General features: G+C 34.5%; 28 protein-coding genes and 1 pseudogene. 10 read left to right on the top strand and 19 right to left on the bottom strand.

Annotation, left to right across the window (positions count from 1 at the left end; genetic code table 11):
* Position 1: 1 nt before the first annotated feature.
* Genes BFU36_RS04120 through BFU36_RS04065 form a run of 12 tightly spaced genes read right to left on the bottom strand, consistent with a single transcriptional unit; the run spans position 2 to position 5,583 of the window.
* On the bottom strand, positions 2-658 hold the full coding sequence (locus tag BFU36_RS04120) for a 50S ribosomal protein L1 (protein WP_069282399.1): 657 nt from the start codon (positions 656-658) through the stop codon (positions 2-4).
* A complete protein-coding gene (locus BFU36_RS04115; protein ID WP_069282398.1) occupies positions 659-1,171 on the bottom strand; it encodes a 50S ribosomal protein L11 in 513 nt (170 codons plus the stop codon).
* An 8-nt stretch (positions 1,172-1,179) separates the two neighbouring features.
* Positions 1,180-1,641 (bottom strand): transcription elongation factor Spt5, encoded by a 462-nt coding sequence (locus tag BFU36_RS04110; RefSeq protein WP_231961230.1) that lies wholly within the window; start codon positions 1,639-1,641, stop codon positions 1,180-1,182.
* A gap of 4 nt (positions 1,642-1,645) precedes the next feature.
* Positions 1,646-1,837, bottom strand: a complete 192-nt coding sequence (locus BFU36_RS04105) for a protein translocase SEC61 complex subunit gamma (protein WP_069282396.1) — start codon at positions 1,835-1,837, stop codon at positions 1,646-1,648.
* 30 nt (positions 1,838-1,867) lie between these two features.
* Positions 1,868-2,950, bottom strand: coding sequence for a signal recognition particle-docking protein FtsY (ftsY, locus tag BFU36_RS04100; protein WP_069282395.1), 1,083 nt, complete (start codon positions 2,948-2,950; stop codon positions 1,868-1,870).
* Positions 2,947-3,390, bottom strand: a complete 444-nt coding sequence (gene pfdA / locus BFU36_RS04095; RefSeq protein ID WP_069284582.1) for a prefoldin subunit alpha — start codon at positions 3,388-3,390, stop codon at positions 2,947-2,949. The genes ftsY and pfdA overlap by 4 nt, the downstream gene beginning before the upstream one ends.
* 5 nt (positions 3,391-3,395) lie before the next feature.
* The gene (gene rpl18a / locus BFU36_RS04090; RefSeq protein ID WP_069282394.1) at positions 3,396-3,656 is read right to left on the bottom strand and encodes a 50S ribosomal protein L18Ae; all 261 of its coding nucleotides are present in this window, start codon (positions 3,654-3,656) and stop codon (positions 3,396-3,398) included.
* Between the two features lies 1 nt (position 3,657).
* The gene (locus BFU36_RS04085) at positions 3,658-4,329 is read right to left on the bottom strand and encodes a translation initiation factor IF-6 (protein ID WP_069282393.1); all 672 of its coding nucleotides are present in this window, start codon (positions 4,327-4,329) and stop codon (positions 3,658-3,660) included.
* Entirely contained in the window at positions 4,326-4,592 is a 267-nt protein-coding gene (locus BFU36_RS04080) for a 50S ribosomal protein L31e (RefSeq protein ID WP_069282392.1), read from the bottom strand. The genes BFU36_RS04085 and BFU36_RS04080 overlap by 4 nt, the downstream gene beginning before the upstream one ends.
* A gap of 4 nt (positions 4,593-4,596) precedes the next feature.
* Positions 4,597-4,752 carry a 50S ribosomal protein L39e gene (locus BFU36_RS04075; RefSeq protein ID WP_069284581.1) on the bottom strand — a complete coding sequence of 52 codons (156 nt, stop codon included), beginning with the start codon at positions 4,750-4,752 and terminating at the stop codon, positions 4,597-4,599.
* Entirely contained in the window at positions 4,749-5,105 is a 357-nt protein-coding gene (locus BFU36_RS04070; RefSeq protein ID WP_069282391.1) for a DNA-binding protein, read from the bottom strand. The genes BFU36_RS04075 and BFU36_RS04070 overlap by 4 nt, the downstream gene beginning before the upstream one ends.
* Positions 5,106-5,118: 13 nt before the next feature.
* A complete protein-coding gene (locus BFU36_RS04065; protein ID WP_069282390.1) occupies positions 5,119-5,583 on the bottom strand; it encodes a 30S ribosomal protein S19e in 465 nt (154 codons plus the stop codon).
* 70 nt (positions 5,584-5,653) lie between these two features.
* Here BFU36_RS04065 and BFU36_RS04060 point away from each other — a divergent pair, with 70 nt between their 5' ends.
* Complete coding sequence (locus BFU36_RS04060; RefSeq protein WP_069282389.1) at positions 5,654-6,814, top strand: nicotinate phosphoribosyltransferase; 1,161 nt, start codon at positions 5,654-5,656, stop codon at positions 6,812-6,814.
* Here BFU36_RS04060 and BFU36_RS04055 read toward each other — a convergent pair.
* Together BFU36_RS04055 and BFU36_RS04050 are read right to left on the bottom strand one after the other, a co-directional pair.
* Entirely contained in the window at positions 6,807-7,862 is a 1,056-nt protein-coding gene (locus tag BFU36_RS04055; protein ID WP_069282388.1) for an AbrB/MazE/SpoVT family DNA-binding domain-containing protein, read from the bottom strand. The genes BFU36_RS04060 and BFU36_RS04055 overlap by 8 nt on opposite strands.
* Positions 7,863-7,924: 62 nt before the next feature.
* A complete protein-coding gene (locus BFU36_RS04050) occupies positions 7,925-8,920 on the bottom strand; it encodes a DUF711 family protein (RefSeq protein ID WP_069282387.1) in 996 nt (331 codons plus the stop codon).
* 44 nt (positions 8,921-8,964) lie between these two features.
* On the opposite strand from BFU36_RS04050, the gene BFU36_RS04045 reads away from it, so the two are divergent.
* From BFU36_RS04045 to BFU36_RS04030, 5 genes are all read left to right on the top strand, one after another.
* A complete protein-coding gene (locus tag BFU36_RS04045) occupies positions 8,965-9,366 on the top strand; it encodes a DsrE/DsrF/DrsH-like family protein (RefSeq protein WP_069284580.1) in 402 nt (133 codons plus the stop codon).
* Complete coding sequence (locus tag BFU36_RS04040) at positions 9,363-9,590, top strand: sulfurtransferase TusA family protein (RefSeq protein ID WP_069282386.1); 228 nt, start codon at positions 9,363-9,365, stop codon at positions 9,588-9,590. The genes BFU36_RS04045 and BFU36_RS04040 overlap by 4 nt, the downstream gene beginning before the upstream one ends.
* A gap of 93 nt (positions 9,591-9,683) precedes the next feature.
* Positions 9,684-10,529, top strand: coding sequence for a cysteine synthase family protein (locus BFU36_RS04035; RefSeq protein WP_069284579.1), 846 nt, complete (start codon positions 9,684-9,686; stop codon positions 10,527-10,529).
* 10 nt (positions 10,530-10,539) lie between these two features.
* Positions 10,540-10,701 carry a hypothetical protein gene (locus tag BFU36_RS14060; protein ID WP_185957792.1) on the top strand — a complete coding sequence of 54 codons (162 nt, stop codon included), beginning with the start codon at positions 10,540-10,542 and terminating at the stop codon, positions 10,699-10,701.
* Positions 10,702-10,726: 25 nt separating this feature from the next.
* The gene (locus BFU36_RS04030) at positions 10,727-11,347 is read left to right on the top strand and encodes a serine/threonine protein kinase (RefSeq protein WP_231961229.1); all 621 of its coding nucleotides are present in this window, start codon (positions 10,727-10,729) and stop codon (positions 11,345-11,347) included.
* On the opposite strand, the gene BFU36_RS04025 is transcribed toward BFU36_RS04030, so the two are convergent.
* A complete protein-coding gene (locus tag BFU36_RS04025; protein ID WP_069282384.1) occupies positions 11,327-11,515 on the bottom strand; it encodes a hypothetical protein in 189 nt (62 codons plus the stop codon). The genes BFU36_RS04030 and BFU36_RS04025 overlap by 21 nt on opposite strands.
* 38 nt (positions 11,516-11,553) lie before the next feature.
* Between BFU36_RS04025 and moaA the strand changes: the two genes are divergently transcribed.
* From moaA to BFU36_RS04005, 4 genes and pseudogenes are all read left to right on the top strand, one after another.
* Positions 11,554-12,480 (top strand): GTP 3',8-cyclase MoaA, encoded by a 927-nt coding sequence (gene moaA, locus BFU36_RS04020; RefSeq protein ID WP_069282383.1) that lies wholly within the window; start codon positions 11,554-11,556, stop codon positions 12,478-12,480.
* A complete protein-coding gene (locus tag BFU36_RS04015) occupies positions 12,477-13,532 on the top strand; it encodes a Xaa-Pro peptidase family protein (RefSeq protein ID WP_069282382.1) in 1,056 nt (351 codons plus the stop codon). Before moaA ends, BFU36_RS04015 begins: the two co-directional genes overlap by 4 nt.
* A 53-nt stretch (positions 13,533-13,585) precedes the next feature.
* Complete coding sequence (folE, locus tag BFU36_RS04010; protein WP_069282381.1) at positions 13,586-14,212, top strand: GTP cyclohydrolase I FolE; 627 nt, start codon at positions 13,586-13,588, stop codon at positions 14,210-14,212.
* Between the two features lie 24 nt (positions 14,213-14,236).
* Positions 14,237-15,135, top strand: a pseudogene (locus tag BFU36_RS04005) (winged helix-turn-helix transcriptional regulator).
* Here the strand turns inward: BFU36_RS04005 and glnA are convergent.
* The 4 genes from glnA to BFU36_RS03985 all read right to left on the bottom strand — a co-directional run bounded on the left by glnA (position 15,132) and on the right by BFU36_RS03985 (position 19,034).
* On the bottom strand, positions 15,132-16,547 hold the full coding sequence (glnA, locus tag BFU36_RS04000; RefSeq protein ID WP_069282380.1) for a type I glutamate--ammonia ligase: 1,416 nt from the start codon (positions 16,545-16,547) through the stop codon (positions 15,132-15,134). The pseudogene BFU36_RS04005 and the gene glnA overlap by 4 nt on opposite strands.
* Positions 16,548-16,670: 123 nt before the next feature.
* Entirely contained in the window at positions 16,671-17,279 is a 609-nt protein-coding gene (locus tag BFU36_RS03995; protein WP_069282379.1) for an ATP-binding cassette domain-containing protein, read from the bottom strand.
* On the bottom strand, positions 17,276-17,680 hold the full coding sequence (trxA, locus tag BFU36_RS03990) for a thioredoxin (RefSeq protein ID WP_083216347.1): 405 nt from the start codon (positions 17,678-17,680) through the stop codon (positions 17,276-17,278). The genes BFU36_RS03995 and trxA overlap by 4 nt, the downstream gene beginning before the upstream one ends.
* Positions 17,673-19,034: a class I adenylate-forming enzyme family protein gene (locus BFU36_RS03985; protein ID WP_069282378.1), complete on the bottom strand. Its 1,362-nt coding sequence runs from the start codon at positions 19,032-19,034 to the stop codon at positions 17,673-17,675. The genes trxA and BFU36_RS03985 overlap by 8 nt, the downstream gene beginning before the upstream one ends.
* Positions 19,035-19,054: the final 20 nt, after the last annotated feature.

Raw genomic sequence — 19,054 nt, 5'->3', positions numbered from 1 at the left:
TTCACCTTATGGGGACTTTAATTATTTTTCCCATTGTCGTTTTTACATAGATGCTTCTGATTTTAGAAGGAGAAACCTTGCTCTCTATTGCATTAAGCACAGCTATAGCATTTTCAGCCAAATCCGAAGGTTGTTGATTTTCTAATCCTATGAAAGTTTGTGTTTGAGGTTGATCTTTAGTCTTAACAATAGTAGATCTCTTAAATCTTAAGATATATTCGGTAATATCTGCAGTGTTTGGCAGAGGTGTTGGGAATTTTCCTCTGGGTCCTAATGCTGGTCCGAGTATTCTTCCAACTAAAGACATGGACTCAGCTGAGATTAGGAACCAATCGTTTTGTCTAGCTAGTTTTTTAACAGCCCTCTTGTTGCCTTGTAGCTTTTGTAACTCTTCTCTGGTAAGTATGACGTTAGGTTCAGCTTTTTTGGCGTATTCTATTTGCTGGAAAGTGGGAACTACTAAAACCTTTTTTGGTTTCTCGGGTGGCTTAGGCAATACGATTATCTCCCTTAACTTCAGATCTCCCTTCTTCATATCGACATCTTTAAAAGTTACTATTAGCTCTACACTCTGCACGAAATTCCTTTTAGGATTATTCTCTGGAGACAAAGAATTTTTCAGTGAACTCTCGATTATATCCTTGCCGACTATCGGCATTTATTCCTTCACCTCATTCCATTGATTTTCATATTTGGATAATAAATCATTATACTTGCCTTCTTCTATTTCCTTTATAACTTCCTTGGGATCCTTGTTTTCAACAGTTATACCTATTGATCTAGCACTACCTACTATCGATTTAACAGCTGCCTTAAGAGATTTAGCAGTAAGCGATGGTTTTTTCATTATTGCCACTTTAACTATTTGTTCCAGTGATAGGTTACCAATTTTCTTATTTTTAGGATCACCAGAGGGCTCACTGGCTCCAACTTCTTTCAATAAAAGTGCAGTCGTAGTAGGGATTCCAACTTTTATGTCATATTTTTTCGTAGAAGTATCAACTTCAAGGGTTACTGGGACTGTCATGCCTTTGAAGCTGCTTGTGGCCTCATTTAACTTTTTCACCACTTCTCCAACGTTTAGTCCTAGCTGAGATAATGTAGGTGCCAATGGCGGACCTGGTTTTACATTTCCACCTTCAACGACTATTTTAATGGATTTTGTAGGCATAACTTACTTCACCTTTTGGTTAATCTAACTTGGTCTAATGGAACTGTTACCTGTAATGGAAATGTAGATTCTAAGATATTTAACACTACCTCTCCTTTAGATTCCTCGACTCTTACGACCTGGGCCTGAGTACCCCTAAATGGCCCAGAGATTACTTCTACTACGTCTCCAGGCTTTAATGTAAGCACTATCTGCCTCTTCGATACTAATTTCAGAATTTCCTCTCTAGGTAATAATCCTTGAGCTAGTCCTTTAGCATTTCTTATTCCCGATATTAATAATCTTACTATGTGTAACCCTTCAGCCTCAATTATGACATATCCTTTTAAATTTGGTGGAACAATTATAGAGTAAACTCCTCTAATATTATTCGATTTTATTCTTTCCTCTAACATTAATGCGACCGTTATTTCATGACCCCCTGTAACCTTTACTGCGTAATAGTTTCTTGTCGATGGTTTTTCTTCCAATAATTTACACCCCAATTAGCGTTAAAACTAATTGTATGATATAAGCTAAGACTCCTATAACAGCTAATACTAACAAAGTTACTTTAAGGTTTAACGAGAAATAATTTCTATCAGGCTTTCTAGAGACAGTAATTATTCTATTCCAATCCTCTCTAAGCCTTCTAAACCAATTTATTATTTTATTATTTGAGCTCACATTAACCTATTTGAGCAATGGGTATTAAAATTACTCAAATATCTTATTAATGAACCAGTTAGCATCAAAAGGTATTAAATCATCATAAGTTTGTCCAATTCCAAGATATCCTACTGGCTTACTTAACTCATATGCCAATGATAAAGCTATACCGCCTTTAACATCAGCATCCACTTTAGTTAAGATAACCAGGTCAAATCCCACATTATTTTCAAAATATTTTGCTTGCTCTAGAGCATCATTTCCGCTTAATGAGTCTAAAATTAAGATTCTTAAATTTGGCTTAGTTATCCTTAGAATCCTTTTTAGTTCATTAACTAGATCTGAATCCGTATGCATTCTCCCGGCAGTATCTATTAAGACTACATCAATACCTCTACTTTTAGCTGCTTGAATTGCATCAAAGGCTACTGACGCGGGATCAGCCCCATATTTTCCCTTAATAATTGGTATTCCCAAATTATTAGCATGAATAGTTAGTTGCTCTTGTGCAGCCGCTCTAAAGGTATCTGATGCTGCTATTATGGTATTAATTCCGCTTTTCTTTAATAAGTATGCAAATTTTGCAATAGTCGTAGTTTTACCTACTCCATTTATTCCAAAGAACACTATGACGTAAGGTTTTTGTGACTTTTTTATTTCACTAACTATGTCTATTGGTTTATTTTTTGTTAGGATTTCTTCTATAGATTTTTTTAGCGACTCTTTTGTAATTTTCTCTATATCATCACTCCTTCTTATCTTTTTTCCTACTAAGTTATTTTTTAAATCATTTAAAATTTTTTCTGTAACCTCAAATGAAACATCACTCTCTAATAGCTGATATCTGAGTTCTTCTATGAGCTCCTCTATGTCACTTTCTTTGATCTCCCTATATCTTAAAAAATCGAAAATACCTAATCCTCTTTTTTCTTCTGGTTGACTAACATTTACTTCATCATTTCTTTTCGAACCCTCTGCTTGCTCCTCTTTCTTTTCCTCGATTTGCGGAACTATCTGTTGTAATTCAGCCTTTTCTGGCTTTTCCTCACTAGTAGCTCTTTCTTTATTTTCCCCCTTAATTTTGTCAGCAAAACTGGAAAAAGCTTTTTTTAATTTGTCAAAACAATTTATTCACCTTGTTGTTTGGCGGCAGCTTGCTGAATCTGATTTAAAATATCTACTATCTGATTATAAGTATCTGCTGCCTTCTGAAGTTCATTATTTAGACTCTGTGCTGCTTTTTCTAATTCATCCTTCTTTTTATCTAAAATCTTTACTGCGTCATCTGGGCTCACTTCCGCATAATAACTTAAACCTAAGTGGATTATTATTTTATCAACAGTTGCTCCATTGACTTTAACTAAGGCATATCCCTTTTTATCGAGAAACATCATCATTTGAGGGTTTCCTCCCTTTTTCATCTCTTCAATAGCCTGCTTAGCTGAATCTACGGAACTTAATGAATCTAATATCTCCAATTGAGTCTTCTGAAGAGAGTCTATATATTTTCTTAAATAATCCGCCTGCGCTATTAAGTCCTCTAACGAAATAGCTCCTTGATTTTGACTCATATTTCTCACACTATAATCTTTTCCAATTTTCCAATCTCTTTTACTCTTTTATCTATAACTTCTTCTTCCTTTAGCTCTCTTATTTCCTCTATTTTTATGTTATATCTTTTAATTTTGTTCTTACTACCAAAATAGGAATAAATATATTCAGTAGCTTGTTTTTCATTTAAAGCTCTAATTACTTTAACAAATTTTCTCCTTTCTGGGTAGTGTGATTCTCCAAATAGCGCGGTTCCCTTAATTAGGTAATATTTTATTTCACTCATCTCATTCACCTAATGCTTTTTGGATTCTTAAAATCTCTGGACCCGTAGTAGAAGATCCTACCAAGGCCCCTTTATCATTTGCTATTAATCCGCTCCTTATAAAAACGCTACCAAAGTTCACGGTACCAATATCTATTTTTACTTTAAATAATTTTTCTAATTCCTTTAATTCTTCTTCGCTCGCGTTAATATGAACTAGTCCCCCCTTGTTAGTTACCACACCGACTGATCCTACGGTAATCATTTGAGCAATTCTCGTCTTCTTTATCTCATCTACTCCTAAAGTCTCCTTTATTACTTTTTCTTCCGCATTTGTAAATTCTGGATAAATAACTGCTCCATTATTATTAGTTAGTATTGTATTTCCTAGCGCTGTGACTCTAGAATTTAGGACCTCTACTCTACAATCCTTTAAATTTTCTTTAAGAATTTTTAATTCGTCAGATGTAGTAGTTTTAGGTAAAAGTATTCCATTATCATTGCCTGTAATATAGATACCTATGATAAAGCTTCGTGAAATTTCTGCCTCAATTATCTCAGTATTTAAAATCTCAGATATGGCATCCTTTACCTCTTTTTCAACACCTTTAGGAACTATTGTATATTTATTATTAGTAAAAATATAAACGCCTATATTGTCTGTCCCAAAAATTGACACTCTTTTTATATTCATTTACTCTTAATAGCGGGTCTAACAAGATATATTTTTTCTCCTATCTTGGTTACAACAATTCTAACTTTGCCTTGAACCTTATCACTTCCATTCCTTGTTACAATCCTAGGTAATAATGGGTCTACTACAACTCTTTCAGCATTAAAGTGTCTTCTGACTATTTCTCTTATCGTGTTAACAGCTCTCCTACTTCTAATGTTTCTTCTTCCCATCTTTACTCTTCTTAGATTTACTACCATTTCAAAATTATCCTTCTCCTTCATTTATTTACACCTTTAACTTATTTCTTCTCCAATTTCTTCTCAGTGGGTTAAATCTAACTTTTCCTCCCGTTTTTAAAACTACCCATATTGGAATGGGTACGTTTGATTTCATTGCCTTACCTAGTCTTATCTTTTTGCCTAATGGTTTGTTTCTACTCATTTCCATCCCCTCTCCTTTATCTGTATCTTGAAGTCACGTTTATTCTGCTCAGAAATTTGTGCTAATATTTGTTTTAGCTCCTCATCCGTTATTGGAACTTTTATTCTCCCAGACTGTGCTAAAGCTATTAGTTGATTCTCTAATGATTCAGCTAATTCTGGCTTTACCAGCTTTACGTTATTAAGTCTTAATCTGGCTTCAGATGTTAAAATAGCTCTAAGTAAAGCCTCTTTCTGAGCTTCCACCTCAGCTTTCCTTTTTCTCTCTTCCTCCATTCTTCTCTGCTCTTGCATTGCTCTTCTTCTCAATATCTCTTGGAGTTCCTCATCGTCATAATTATCTGGAGAAGACATTTTATCTCACCTTCTATTCTAGATATACTTTCAAAGAAGGATTATTGTCTGCCAACTCTTTAAATATTTCGTATGCTATTTTATCTAGTAGTGCTCTTCCTCTCGGAGTTAATACTCTTCCTTTATTCTTAACTTTCTGCACTAATCCTGCTTTTTCTAATTGTTGTAATATTAACCTATTAGCGTGTCCAGGAGCTCTTACAGATCTTTCTGGTTTAGTTCCTCTTCTCTTACTCCCCCCATAGATTATTTTAGACTTTTCAATTCCAACACTACCATTAACATATACTTTTCTGAGTAGTGATGCAGCCCTAACATACCACCATTCTTCTGGATTATCGGGTACTCTCTCCTTAAAACTTGCAGTTTTGGCGAAAATAGCCCATTCTGGAGGAGATACAGTCTTTACGTTTTCCTTGATATATGATGCAAGCCTTTTTATCAAAATATCATATGGTACCATTTCTGCTGTTATCATTCTAAGACTCAGAAAAGTTTGAGAATATAAGGTTTAAAATTTATTCTTTTTAATTACATATGAGCCACGTATGGGATTTTATGTTTCAAGTTTTCAGCAAATTAAGGAAGGTAAAATCACTGATATTTACTTTGAGAGAACGGTAAAAACATTGGAAAAGCTAGGAATAAAAGAAGCTAAGGTTAGAATGGAGTTTCACTCTTATGGACTTCCAAAAGACTATCAGTGGGCAGTCTTCAGTGGATTGGAAGAGATTATTGAGCTTCTTGAAGGGATTCCAGTTACTGTCTACGCTATGCCTGAGGGAACTTTATTTAAAGAAATAGAGCCAGTAATGATAATTGAAGGTAATTATTTAGATTTCGGAATCTATGAAACAGCCATCCTAGGCATTTTAAGACATTACTCTAGCATTACTACAAAGGCAGCTAGGATCAAATCTCTCGCAATGGATAAAACCATATTTTACTTTGGTCTTAGATCATTACATCCCGCAATAGCTCCTATGGCAGATAGGGCAGCGTATATCGGCGGAATTGATGGTGTTTCTGGAGCTATGAGTAAAGAATACTTAGGCGTTAATCCTTCCGGCACTATGCCTCACGCATTAATGTTAGTAGTGGGAGATAATGTTACGGCTTGGAAGGCATTTGATGAAGCTATGGGACCAGAAGTACCCAGAATAGTTTTAGTCGATACATTTGAAGATGAGAGAACTGAGGCGTTAAAAGCTGCTAACTTGCTGGGTGATAAATTATATGGTATTAGACTAGACACCCCTTCCAGCAGAAGGGGTAATTTTAAGAAAATAATTCAAGAAATTAGATGGACCCTAGACATAAATGGCTACAAGCATGTTAAGATATTTGTAAGCGGAGGTATTGATGAGGACGACGTGATTAATTTGAGGGATCACGTTGATGGTTTCGGAGTAGGTACTAGCATATCTTTTCCACCCAGTGTAGATTTCAGTGCGGATATTGTAGAAAAGTACATTAATGGAAAATGGGTTCCCTTCACAAAGAGGGGGAAGTGGCCAGGTGCTAAACAAGTTTATAGATGCGGAAAACTAGAGGACGTTATTACTCTCCTAGATCAGAAGTCGCCTAATGATCAATGCAGACCATTGCTTGAGAAATATATTGATAATGGTAAAGTCGTAAAACATCTACCTTCAGCTAAAGAAATAAGAGAATATGTAATTTCGCAATTGAAAGATATTATTAGCTAACAATTTGTACTTCTTTTAAGTTTTCTAAGCTTCTGTTAAATGCTATTTCAGTAATAGGCTCCATTCTTCTGATAGCGTTATATAACCTTAAGTTGAATGTTCTTACTATTGCTAATAATGATGGTGATTTTATTTCTTTAGTTATCTCTTCCGATATTAACGTCTCCGTTATTAGGACTCTTCTTAAGGTTCTTAATTCCTCCATAACCTCATTTATTAATATAATATCCTCTTTGGATAGTACCTTAACTGAGTGGTCAATGACCGATGAAGTCTGTTCTATGTAAATGTTCATCTTATCCCATAGTTTTCTGAGCTCTTCTAAATCTGGAGGATGTAGTGACAACAAGTCTAATGCTATTTCACTAATTTCGTCTGCAGCTTCCTCTATTGCCTTTATCAATATTCTATTACCTACTATTTGTATTCTCTTCACGCCTATCATATAGGCTAAACTTCTATTCATCTGAGCTAACAATAGTTGTCTTAATGCAAGGTAGTACAATCTATCTATTTCCTTCTCCAGCTCGACAACCTCCTGGAGAAAAGTTCTACTCCCTTCCTTTATCCCTAAGTCCAGATAATGGAGCATTTGTTTTATAGAATTTGATAACCTATTTATTAAATTATTCATCGTATATTTCGTGGGATCTAAGAAGGATTGTATCTGAATATAATCAGTCGATTGAGACACTATTTCCAATCCTATCAAATTCCTTATCGAGTCTTTAATTTTTCTCAAAATATCTTCAGTAAAAGCCCCAGTTTTGCTTTCAATATCTATTCTGTCATATCCTAAAATATATAAGGAGTAAATCACTCTCCCCATCAATTCTGATGGGGTTGAGTTGCTCTGAATTATCACCTTCATTTCTTTTACGTTACTCTCAGCCTTCAAGTTTGGAGGATATACCTTAAGGCTTCCGTCTTCATCTACTTCTAGATAAACGCTTTCACCGGGACTAAGTCCTACTTCCTTTACCCATTCTGCAGGTAACGAAACCATGAGCGTAGATTTTCCGAATTTTTGAACCCTCCTAACTTCCATTATATACTACCTCCATGATGTATTGTATAATTCTAAGCTTATAAAAGTAGTTTTAAACAATACTATACTGTTTTAACTTCGGGTATTTCTCCAAACATGTTGGATAATACTGGGTTACCATGAGTAGGAATTAATCTTACACCGTATGGTCTACGTTTTACGTGTTGAATATAATATATATCTTTTAATAAATTTTCATATATAGATAAATTGGAATATACGCCAACCATATCAATTCCGGCAACACAGAAGTAACTCATTAGTAGTATATCTTTTAGAGTTAGAGAACCTTCTTTAACCCTTTCTCTCAATATGTTATCCTCAGCTATGGGTAACATTAGTTCCGAGAAACCTATAGGACTTACTCTATTCCTCCATGTGCTTTCCAAGATTTTTTGATTTATTTCTCCTATATACCATAAGTTAGCTATATTGAAAATTTTCCCACTATTAGCCTCAATAATTTCGGCTACGCTTTCATTCATCCATGGGGATAATGAAGCGTCAATACCTAAAAATTTTATACCTAATCTTTTCTGAAATTCCTTTCCAATCTCATTAGCTTTCTGTAATGCAAAATCTATTTTTCCGTTTTTAAAGTCATTAACATAAAGTAAGGATAAGCCAAAAGAGTCGTATACAGTATTTGCTGTTGACGTGGGAAAATAAGGAGTAGTAAGAAATTCAAAATTATATAATAACGCGAACCTCGTAGCTTCATCAGGCTCTAAGCTAATGAGAAACCTAGCTACACTTTCTATATTTTTAATATCTCTTACCAACACATGTGCGAATATTCTATTATCTGTTTTTAATATATCTTTAATTTCTCCGATTCTATTATCGCTATTATCAAGCGCAATTAGACTAAACATAATGTTTTTATCTTTACTAGGTAGAAAATCTACTAACTTACTAAGGCTAATATTTTTGGGAGTAGGAGGTAATGACAACCTTTTACTCCAAATGTAGTCTTCATTTATCCTGCTTAGCTTATCTGAGTATTCAGAAATCTTAGAATAGTCGTTTATAAAAATTGTTAATGCTCTTATTAACATTTAAGTTGCACGTTTATAATCCTCATAGTGAGTTTAAATTATTGATGAATAAGATTACTATTCTGCTAGCTGACAATAGTATGGATAAGTTATACCACGGATTAGTTATAGCCTTAGGTGCTAAAGCACTAGGCTGGTCTGTTAAGTTTTTTGTAACTTCTCAAGCTGTAATATTATTTACTAAAAATCGGAAGGGTGCTAGTAAACTGAGTCTACCTTTTTTTGCCAGAATTTTTGTTAAATTACAAATGAAGAGGTTAAATATACCGGATGTATCTAAGCTGATTGATGAGGCGTTAAACCAAGGTATAGAATTTTACGTTGATGAAGCCGGTCTTAAGCTAGTAAACGCTAATAAAGACGATTTATTTGAAAATGTTAAATTGTCTGGAAGTATATCTTTTTTACTTGAAGCTAAAGAGTCAGACTTGGTGATAACTCTTTGAAAAAGATTGAGTCAGACGAAATTTGCCCAGTTATCCTAACTACAGTGTTAAAGGAGTGGCTTTCGTTAAAAGAAGGCCAAGAAGAGGAATTATCAATTATAACTAAATGGGAAGCAGTAGGTCAAGAACTAGAAAAGTGGTGTAAGGAAACTGGGAATGAATTTATTGGTGTTTCAAAAGTAAATAAAAAGTTTGAGGTACGCCTTAAGTTAGTTAAAAAATAAATACTACCTATCACTACGAATAATCGGTAGATCTATATTGTGTCATCTACCAATCTTCACGTATTCGGAAGTGAACAAGAGCTACTAGAAGGAATGTGGCCTACTCCGCTGTTAAAGCTAAAGATAGGAGATGATGTCTGGGGAAAGCTAGAATATTACAATCCTTTCAGCAGGAGCATAAAGGATAGGACTGCATACTACTTATTCAAGCAAGCGTTAGTTAACAACTCTAGACAAATCGTTGAAGCTACATCAGGTAATTTAGGCGTGGCATTAGCATCATTATCAGCAATTTATGGAGTAAAATTCACGATGTTTATTCCTATAACAGCACCAAGAGTGTATAAGGTTCTCGTAAAGTTATTAGGCGGAGATGTGATAGAAGGTGGAAATTCTACAAACGATTTAATTCCTTTGGTGAAAAAATTTGCAGAGATAAGTAATTCTTTGCACTTGAATCAGTTTAGCAACCCATTAAACGTGATAGCTCATTATCAAACTACGGCAAGGGAAATAGATGAGCAACTTAATTCTGTAGGTAAGACCCCTGCGCGCATCATAGCAACTATGGGAACAGGTGGTCATCTAGCTGGAATAAGTAAGTATTTTAAAGGAAAATATGGGGATGAGATCGAGATAATAGGTGTTCAACCTTCTAAAGATTCACGAATACCCGGAATTAAGAGGCAAGATAATGGGAATGACCTGCTTAAAGAAGTCAAGGTAGATAGAGTAATTGATGTATCATTTGAAGAGTCTATTCAAGGAGTAATTAACGTAGCTAGGAATTCTGGAATTCTAATAGGTTTGAGTTCCGGAGCTACTGTTGCTGCTTATGATAAGGTAAAGGATTCTAAGACTACGGTGTTAATTTTCCCAGACGATCTCTTTAAGTATGTTGATATTATAGAGGAAACTTTAAAAGACAATTCAGAATAAGTATGCTATCGTGACAGAACTCATAGTGATAATGAATAAGAAAGGAGATATTTTGGATTTTTCCCCAAGAAATTTAGATATCTCAAGATTTTTAACTAGGAAACCTTCCGAAATTTACGACGATGGAGAATTAATAAGATTAAGGATTAATATAACAAATAATGATGTTTGAAAGTCGTTATGGGCAATCACGGATAGTGAAAGTCGATGATGAGCAATATGTCGAAAAATGTTATACTTCAGTTTTTGGAATAAAGTGGTATTTTATTTCTAGTTTCTTTTGGAACTATCCTTATGTCGCAGATCCAAAAGAGCGATTTTATAGAGAAATGGATTTTTTCCTTGAAAAATGGGAAAAGAACGTCTATGTACCTAAAATAGTCGATATAGACACAAAAACGCTATGTATTATTAGAGAATTTGTAAGTGGTGAAGAGGTAAACGAGAGGAATATAGAAATAGTTGCTAAAGGGATTAGGGAAATACATGAGGAGGGATTTGTTTTAGGAGACACAAAGATAAGTAATTTTCTACTTACGAATGACAAAAAATTAGCTATTATAGATGCTGAGCAATCGATGAAATCAAACAATATATCTTATAAAGCCTGGGACTTACTTGTCTTCTTTCTCTTCCTAAGTTATAAGTTAGTCAACTTAGACTCATTTGCAGAGGCATCAAAGATTTTTTTAGATGAGTATAATCCAGATAGTAGCTTAGTAAAGGAATTTTTCAATATCAAGAATATAAATTTAATGAGCGTATATCCTCCTCTACATCTATTTACTTTAAAAAACTTAATGACTAATTTTTATTAAAATACTGCTGGTATCTTTTATTGTCTCAATACTAGTATCTAATATTCTGACTCCACAAGCAGGGCATCTATAATAATACTTTATTATCCTCTTTATTCCATCACTACTTTCTGATTCAGCAATGAAGTCCATCTTTATTCTGCATTTAGGGCATGTGACAGTATTCATACATATGTTTATAATTAGCAAAGGTAAAAAAGTTAATAATGATTGATAGATTTGGTAGACCTTTAGACGATTTAAGGATAACATTAACGCATGCTTGCAATTTTCAATGCTTCTTCTGCCATATGGAAGGAGAGGACGAGATAAGTAATGGATTAAGGCTAGAGGACATTTTGTTAGTAGCTAAAGTTGCTAGAGATTTTGGTATAAGATCAGTTAAACTAACTGGTGGCGAGCCTACATTAAGGCGTGATTTAATTGAAATAATCAAAGGACTTAAAGAACTAGGCTATCAAGATGTTTCAATGACCACTAATGGTTTCTTGTTGAGAGATTTAGCACCTAAATTAAAAGAAGCTGGTTTAGATAGAATAAACATAAGTTTACATGCAGTATCTAGGGAAACTTTTAAGAAGATAACAGGGGTTGACGCATTTGATAAAATCTTAGAAGGAGTTAGAAGAGCTATAGAGACAGGCTTTAGACCAGTTAAGTTAAATTATGTGGTGAATAAGCGTAATATTAATGAAGCTTTAATGTTCTTAGAATTAGCCGAAAAATTAGGAGTTAATGAGGTACATTTAATTGAACTTCATCCAGTAGGGTTAGGTAAGGTTTTCTTCAACGAGCATGAAAAGCTAAATGAACTAGAGGAATACATATCTAAGATAGCTATAAAGAGAGAAGTTAGAAAAAAACATCTTAGGCCTCGTTACGTTTTACCCTCTGGCTTAATAGTAGAAGTAGTAAAGCCATATGCTAATCCAATTTTCTGTGCTGGATGTAATAGAATAAGACTGACAGTAGACGGTAAATTAAAGACATGTCTATATAAAGAAGATAACATAATAGATATCTCAAACGTCTTCAAGGAAGACTTCGCAGAAGAGATAAAGGAACAGCTAGTAAGTAGAGCATTTAGTATAGCAATATCTATTAGGGAGCCTAATTTTAAGTATAAATTATGAATAGACTTAACAAGCTCAAGGCTATTTTGGAAGATAAAGGAAAATATTGTGCAGTTGTATTAGGGTATCCTAATCTATACTATTTCCTAGAGTATGAAGGCGTTGGGGCATTGGTATATTGCGATTCTAGATTTACGCTATTAGTGCCGGCATTAGAAATGTATAGAGCAGATAAGGTAAAGGATATAGATATATTAATATACTACCCCTCTAAAATATTTGAAAATGTAATAGAGGGTAATTTATTTGTTGCTCTACAAAAAATTGTTAATTCCGACATTTTACTCTTAGACGTTAACTGGATAGATGCAAACACGTATAAGGGTCTTTCTGAGAAGTATAAAATAATAGATATTTCTCATGAAATTATTAGTATGAGAGCTATTAAGGATGAGGACGAATTAGAAAGGATAAAGAGAGCAGGGGAAATTACTTCTGGCGCCATGAAGATGGGAATGGAAAGATTAACAAATCAGGCTTCAGAGAAGCAAATAGCCGGAGTCATTGATATGACGATGAAGTCTATGGGAGCTGAGGACTACGCTTTTCCTTCCATAGTAGCCTTTGGGGAGAATACTGCTTACCCTCACCATGTACCTACGGATAGATATTTAGGTAAAAATGATATAGCTCTCTTCGATATAGGTGCTAAATATCAAGGGTATTGTTTCGATAGTACTAGAACATTCATTTTTAACAATACTGAAGCCAGAAAAATTTATGAAATAGTTCTTCAAGCACAATTAGAAGCTATTGATCAAGTGAGAGATGGAGTAAATGCCTCAGAAATAGATAGAATCGCGAGAAGGGTAATTGAAAAAGCAGGTTATCAGAAGTACTTTATACACTCCACTGGGCATGGAGTAGGTGTTGAAATCCATGAGAGCCCTTCAATCTCGATTAACTCGAGAGATGTGTTACGAGAAAATATGGTAATAACTGTAGAACCTGGTATATATTTAAAAGGAAAGTTTGGAGTGAGAATAGAGGATACACTTATAGTAACTAAAGGTAAACCTATAGTTTTAGAAACTACTTATAAACTATTGTAGAAGTTTTTTAACAAAATAGTTATAATGGGTTTCATCATAGAATAATAAACGGTATGGAGGAAACAGAAATAGAAAATCAAAAACTAGTAGAGGAAATCGCTAAAAGAATAAGGGAAATACTAGAACTATTAGGAGAAAATCCGGAAAGGGAAGGCTTAAGGGAAACGCCAGAAAGAGTAGCTAAAGCGCTATTGGAAATGACGAATGGACTCAGACAATCTCCACCTAAAATTAAAGTATTTAATTTAAGTGAAGAAGATTCTAGAAATCACGAAGATCAGATAATAATAGTTAGAGATATAAACTTTTCATCACTATGCGAGCATCATATGTTGCCTATTATTGGTAAAATTAATGTAGCTTATATTGTAGGGGATGAAGGGAAAGTAGCGGGCTTCAGTAAGATAATTAGAATTGTTAATTACTATGCTAGTAGATTGCAAATTCAAGAGAGGCTAGTGGAGCAGGTAGCTGATGCAATAATGAATAGTGATATTAAGCCTAAAGGAGTTATGGTAATTGGAGACGCTTTACATATGTGCTCATACGTTAGAGGAGTTAAGGATAGAGAAGCTAATCTAGTTTCCGTAGCTTATAGAGGGCTTTTTAAGACCAATAGATCATTGCGTAACCACGTTCTTAGAATATTAGATAATACCAATAAGGTAAACTTATTATAGAGTTTTTGGAAAATTATATATTAGATGAATAGTAAAGATAAGATTATCTCTATTTTAAGAGAAAGAGGATCTTTACCGCAGTCTGAACTATCAAAGCTATCTGGTATCTCTAAAAGTAGGCTATCAGAGATTCTTTCGGAGCTAGAAAAAACGGAATAATTACTAGAAGAAAGTTAATAGGCAAAAATTTAGAAGTATCTTTATCTTCAAATAAATTCTTAAAATTAGGAATAATTAAGGCAGCTGAGTATCCCTTCATAATACCCTTCATAAAAAAGTTAAACGAACTTGGATTTACGGTTAAGGTAAAGGTTTACTCTAATGGTATTGATCTCACAAGGGATCTAGTAGAAGCTAAACTAGACCTTGGATTATCACCAATAGTTACACAGTTATTTTTCTCAACAGTATTTAGAAATATTAAAATAATAGGTGGGGGAGCAAAAGGTGGTGGAGGAGTTATTGGTAAAGTCTGTGATACGATAGCAACTACTGTAATGTCGAGCATGGAAATATGGACATTCAACGAGTTTAATAATGTTAAAATAATCCCTTCAAACGATCCTAATGAAATGATAAATTATTTAGAGAGAGGAGTAGTTAACGGTATAGCTATCTGGGAGCCGTATCTTTCAATTCTCGAAAGAAAAGGTTACAAGTCTCATAGATTTATTCCTCTTCACTGTTGTACGTTGGCAGCTAGAGAGAGTTTAGATTATGAGAAAATTAAGAGAATATATGAGGATTCGTTTTCTTGGTTTAAGTCGTCACCAGATAGATGGGCTCAAGATTATGCTGCGTTAATAAATATTGATTACCCCATATTGCTTAGTTCATTAAAAAATTATGAGTTTGACTATTATCTGGATATAAAAGAATTCAAAAATAATCTAAGAAATTCTGGAATATTTATACCTTTTTAAGAATCTAGGTAGAAGTATAATTCCATTGGATGTGGGTATCCTTGTAGAGTTCTAGCCTCATCTCTCTTTAAATCAATATATGTATCCAATAAGGATGAGTTAAACACTGGTTTCAAGAATTCTTTATCGCTCTCTAACTCATCTAAAGCCTCATCTAATGATCTAGGTAATTCTTTAATCCCTAATTGTTTTCTCCTTTCTGGAGTTAAGTGATATATATTTTCATCTACTGGATCACCTGGGTCCATCTTTTTCTTAACTCCATCTATTGCAGCCATGAGTAAGGCAGCAAACGCTAGGTATGGGTTAGTTGAGGGATCTGGTGGTCTGTATTCAATTCTCTTTGCTTTCTCCATTCCCCTATAATAGGCAGGTACTCTTATAACCGCACTTCTATTAGATTTACTCCAAGCTATATATACTGGCGCTTCAAAGCCTGGTATTAATCTTCTATAGCTATTTACACTAGGTGAGACAATAGCTGATAATGCCCTAGCGTGATGCAATAATCCTCCAATTACGTATCTTCCAAATTGGCTTATCTCTGCATATTCGTCATTTGGATCGTACATTAAGTTCTTTTTCCCATCCTTTGTCCACAAACTTAAGTGAGTGTGCATTCCAGTACCGTTATCTCCGTAGATTGGTTTTGGCATAAACGTAGCTACCATGCCATGCTTTGCTGCAATGTTTTTAGCTACGTATTTTAAAGTCTGTACTTTATCAGCCGTATCTACTAAAGTAGAAAACCTAAAGTCTATTTCACCTTGTCCCGCTGTAGCTACTTCATGGTGAGTTGCTTCGATAGTATAGTTGAAATATTTAACTAGTGTATCCACAATTTCCATCCTTACATCCATTAATTGATCAACTGGTGGAGCTGGATAGTAACCCTCTTTATATCTTATCATAAATGATCCACTATCACTCCATGGGGCTTCTCTTGCAACAATCTTATATCCAGTCCCGGATTGAGGCGTACTAACATCAAGTTTTACTTTATCGAATATAAAGAACTCTAGCTCTGGTCCGTAAAATGAGGTATACCCTTCACCTTCTTGATACTTCTCAGCTTCTTCAGCTACGAATCTTGGATCTCTCTCAAATCTTCCTTTTCCTCCTCCCCAGAAGACCTTACATATCACTCTGGCTAAACTTGGAGACCAAGGCACTAATGTCATAGTAGTTGGTACTGGTAAAAGAACCATATCGCTTTCATAAATTGTAGTGAATCCCTTTATGCTGCTTCCATCTAGTTTTCCAAAGCCAGTTTTTAGAGCCTCTTCATCAACTTCACTACTAGGTATAGTTATATGATGTAACCTACCCGGTACATCAGTGAATTGAAGGTCTACCCATCTTATATTATTTTCCTTTAGGAATTTGAGTATATCATCCGTACTACTTGGCATGATTTGTGCCTATGTATATTTGGTATAAAAAGATTGCTAGATATTATCATAAAAACTTTTCAGTTTCTTATGTTCATTTTATCATAAGAGAGTTAGAAATCTTTCATTTTAATGATAAATGTTTTAGAACACTTTATGGAGAGAACCATTCACCATGACGTAATGATGATCTGAAAATTTTGTATCTTCAACATTTTGACTGACATAAATTAACTGTATCCCATTTCTCTTACATAGTTCCTTGAATATTGATATAAAATCTTCTCTGTTAGTAATATTGCTAAAAGCCTCATCAACTAAAATCAATTTAGGTTTGGCTATAAGTGCGGTTGCTAGGGACACTTTTTCCTTGTTCCCTAAACTTAATTGACCAACTTTCTTTTCTAAATCTGCTATACCTAATAGTTTACTTACTTCTTTTACTTCATCTCCCTTTATCTTCATCCCCCTTAACTTTGCCCCCCAGATCAGATGTTTTTTCACCGGTAAATTGGGAATAAAACTCTGAGGTGTAACTAAAACTATATTTCTCTTGTTTATCGGTAATCTCGTAATATCTTGACCATCGACTCTTACATATCCATCATCTGGAGGCAAAACACCTGATATAATGTTCAGTAATGTGCTCTTCCCACTTCCATTCTTACCAGTTATTGCAATTATTCCTTTCTCTGAAAAATTTACATCAAGAAAAAAATTTTGAATCTTCTTTCTCACGTTTACTTCGATCATTCTAAATATTTCTTTATAACACTCTCTAAAGTATCTTCATCAACAGCTCCGACTACATTATCAACGAGTTTACCATTCAAGAATATTAGTGTAGTAGGAATATTTAGGACGCTATATTGGTCAGCAATCTTTTGATTTTCATCTACATTAAGCCTTCCAAATACTGCCTTCCCCTTATATTTTTCAGCTACTTTTTTGTATATTGGCTCGTAAAGGTGACATGGGGCACACCACTCAGCCCAACAGTCCACTAATACTAATCTATTATTTTTAATGATCTCGTCGAAATTCTCTTCATTTAAAACTACTGTTACGTCTTCGCCCTTCTTTCCAAATTCCTCAGCTCTTTTTTGTAACTTCTCAGAAATTTCCTTAATTAAAGAATCTATTTCTTCACTCAATCTTATCTACCACATATACTTTTTTCAACCTTTTATATAACGCTACTCTCGAATTTACATAGTTTAATAGCTCCTCTTCAACATTAGGCTTTTTTTCCTTAAGCTTAACCAATGCAACTGGTTGCTGTCCTAGGGTTCCGGCATCTTCTCCTACAACCTTTACTTCTTCAACTAGTGGGTGGTTCTTCAAGATTTCCTCCAAGTCCCTAGGAAATATTGGATATCCCTTAAACTTTAACATCCTCTTCTTAACACCTTTGAAATAAAGCAGACCAGTGTTATTATCTATTTTCACTAAATCCCCAGTCATCAGCCAACCATCTCTGAAAACCTTAGCTGTTTCTTTTGGATCTTTATATCCTAACATTAACCAGGGTGCTTTCACTAACAATTCTCCTTCGTCACTTTCACTCCCGTCCTCTTTTACAATCTTGATCTCCACATTAGGTAAGGGTCTTCCTATAGATATATTCCCAGCCAGCTCTTTAGGCTGAAAAGTCAGAATTAATCCTTCTGTAAACCCATATTGCTGGATTATGTCTTTTTTATACTTTCTCTTAAAGTTCTCTACAGTAGTTGGAAAAAGCGGAGCTGCAGAACTCACGCACAATTCCAGACTATTTAGATTGCCTTGCCCTTCGTTGTTAAGGTAGTCATAAACCGTGGGAACAGTTGAAAGATAGTTAATGTTATACTTATTAATAGCTTCTATAGCTTCGCTCGTATTAAATTTGGTCATAACATACATGGATCCTCCAGCTTCTAACGTAATCCCTAAAATACTATTTCCTAACACGTGTGCTATAGGAACTGTGAGTATTGACCTTATCTCCTTAATTCCTAAAGAGGAATACAGCACGGCAGAATTAAGTTCCACTCTATTTGCACTATGCCAGACTTGCATAGTCCTTCCAGCTATTCCAGCGTAGTAATAAATTAACCCGACCTCATCGTCTCTATACTCATAAGGTTTGTAAAACACTTCCTTTTCTACTTTATTTACAATAACTTTCTGATCCTTTAAAACCTCTTTTTCTCTCTTAGCTATTTCCTCATCCGTTAGCACTAAGTCTGGTTGAGCATCATCCAAAATGAACTTTAAATCTTCTGCACTAGTTAACGGATCTACAGCTACTACCTTACCTCCAGCCCAATATATCGCAAGATAGTTAATTACTGATTGTATAGAATTAAACATCAAGTGTACTACAGTATCTCCAGCCGAAATGTTGGAAGCTACCTTAGCTACTTTCTCGACGACCTGTTCGAAAGTTAAGGAGGAACTTCTGTCTACGAGAAACGTCTTGCTTGGCGTTTTTACATACCAATTATACAATAGTGAGGCTAGACTCATCATTCCCTTTATAATCTTTC

Origin of the sequence: Sulfolobus sp. A20 (assembly GCF_001719125.1) — an archaeon.
Taxonomy (GTDB): domain Archaea; phylum Thermoproteota; class Thermoprotei_A; order Sulfolobales; family Sulfolobaceae; genus Saccharolobus.
This window is presented reverse-complemented; position numbering and strand designations above follow the sequence as displayed.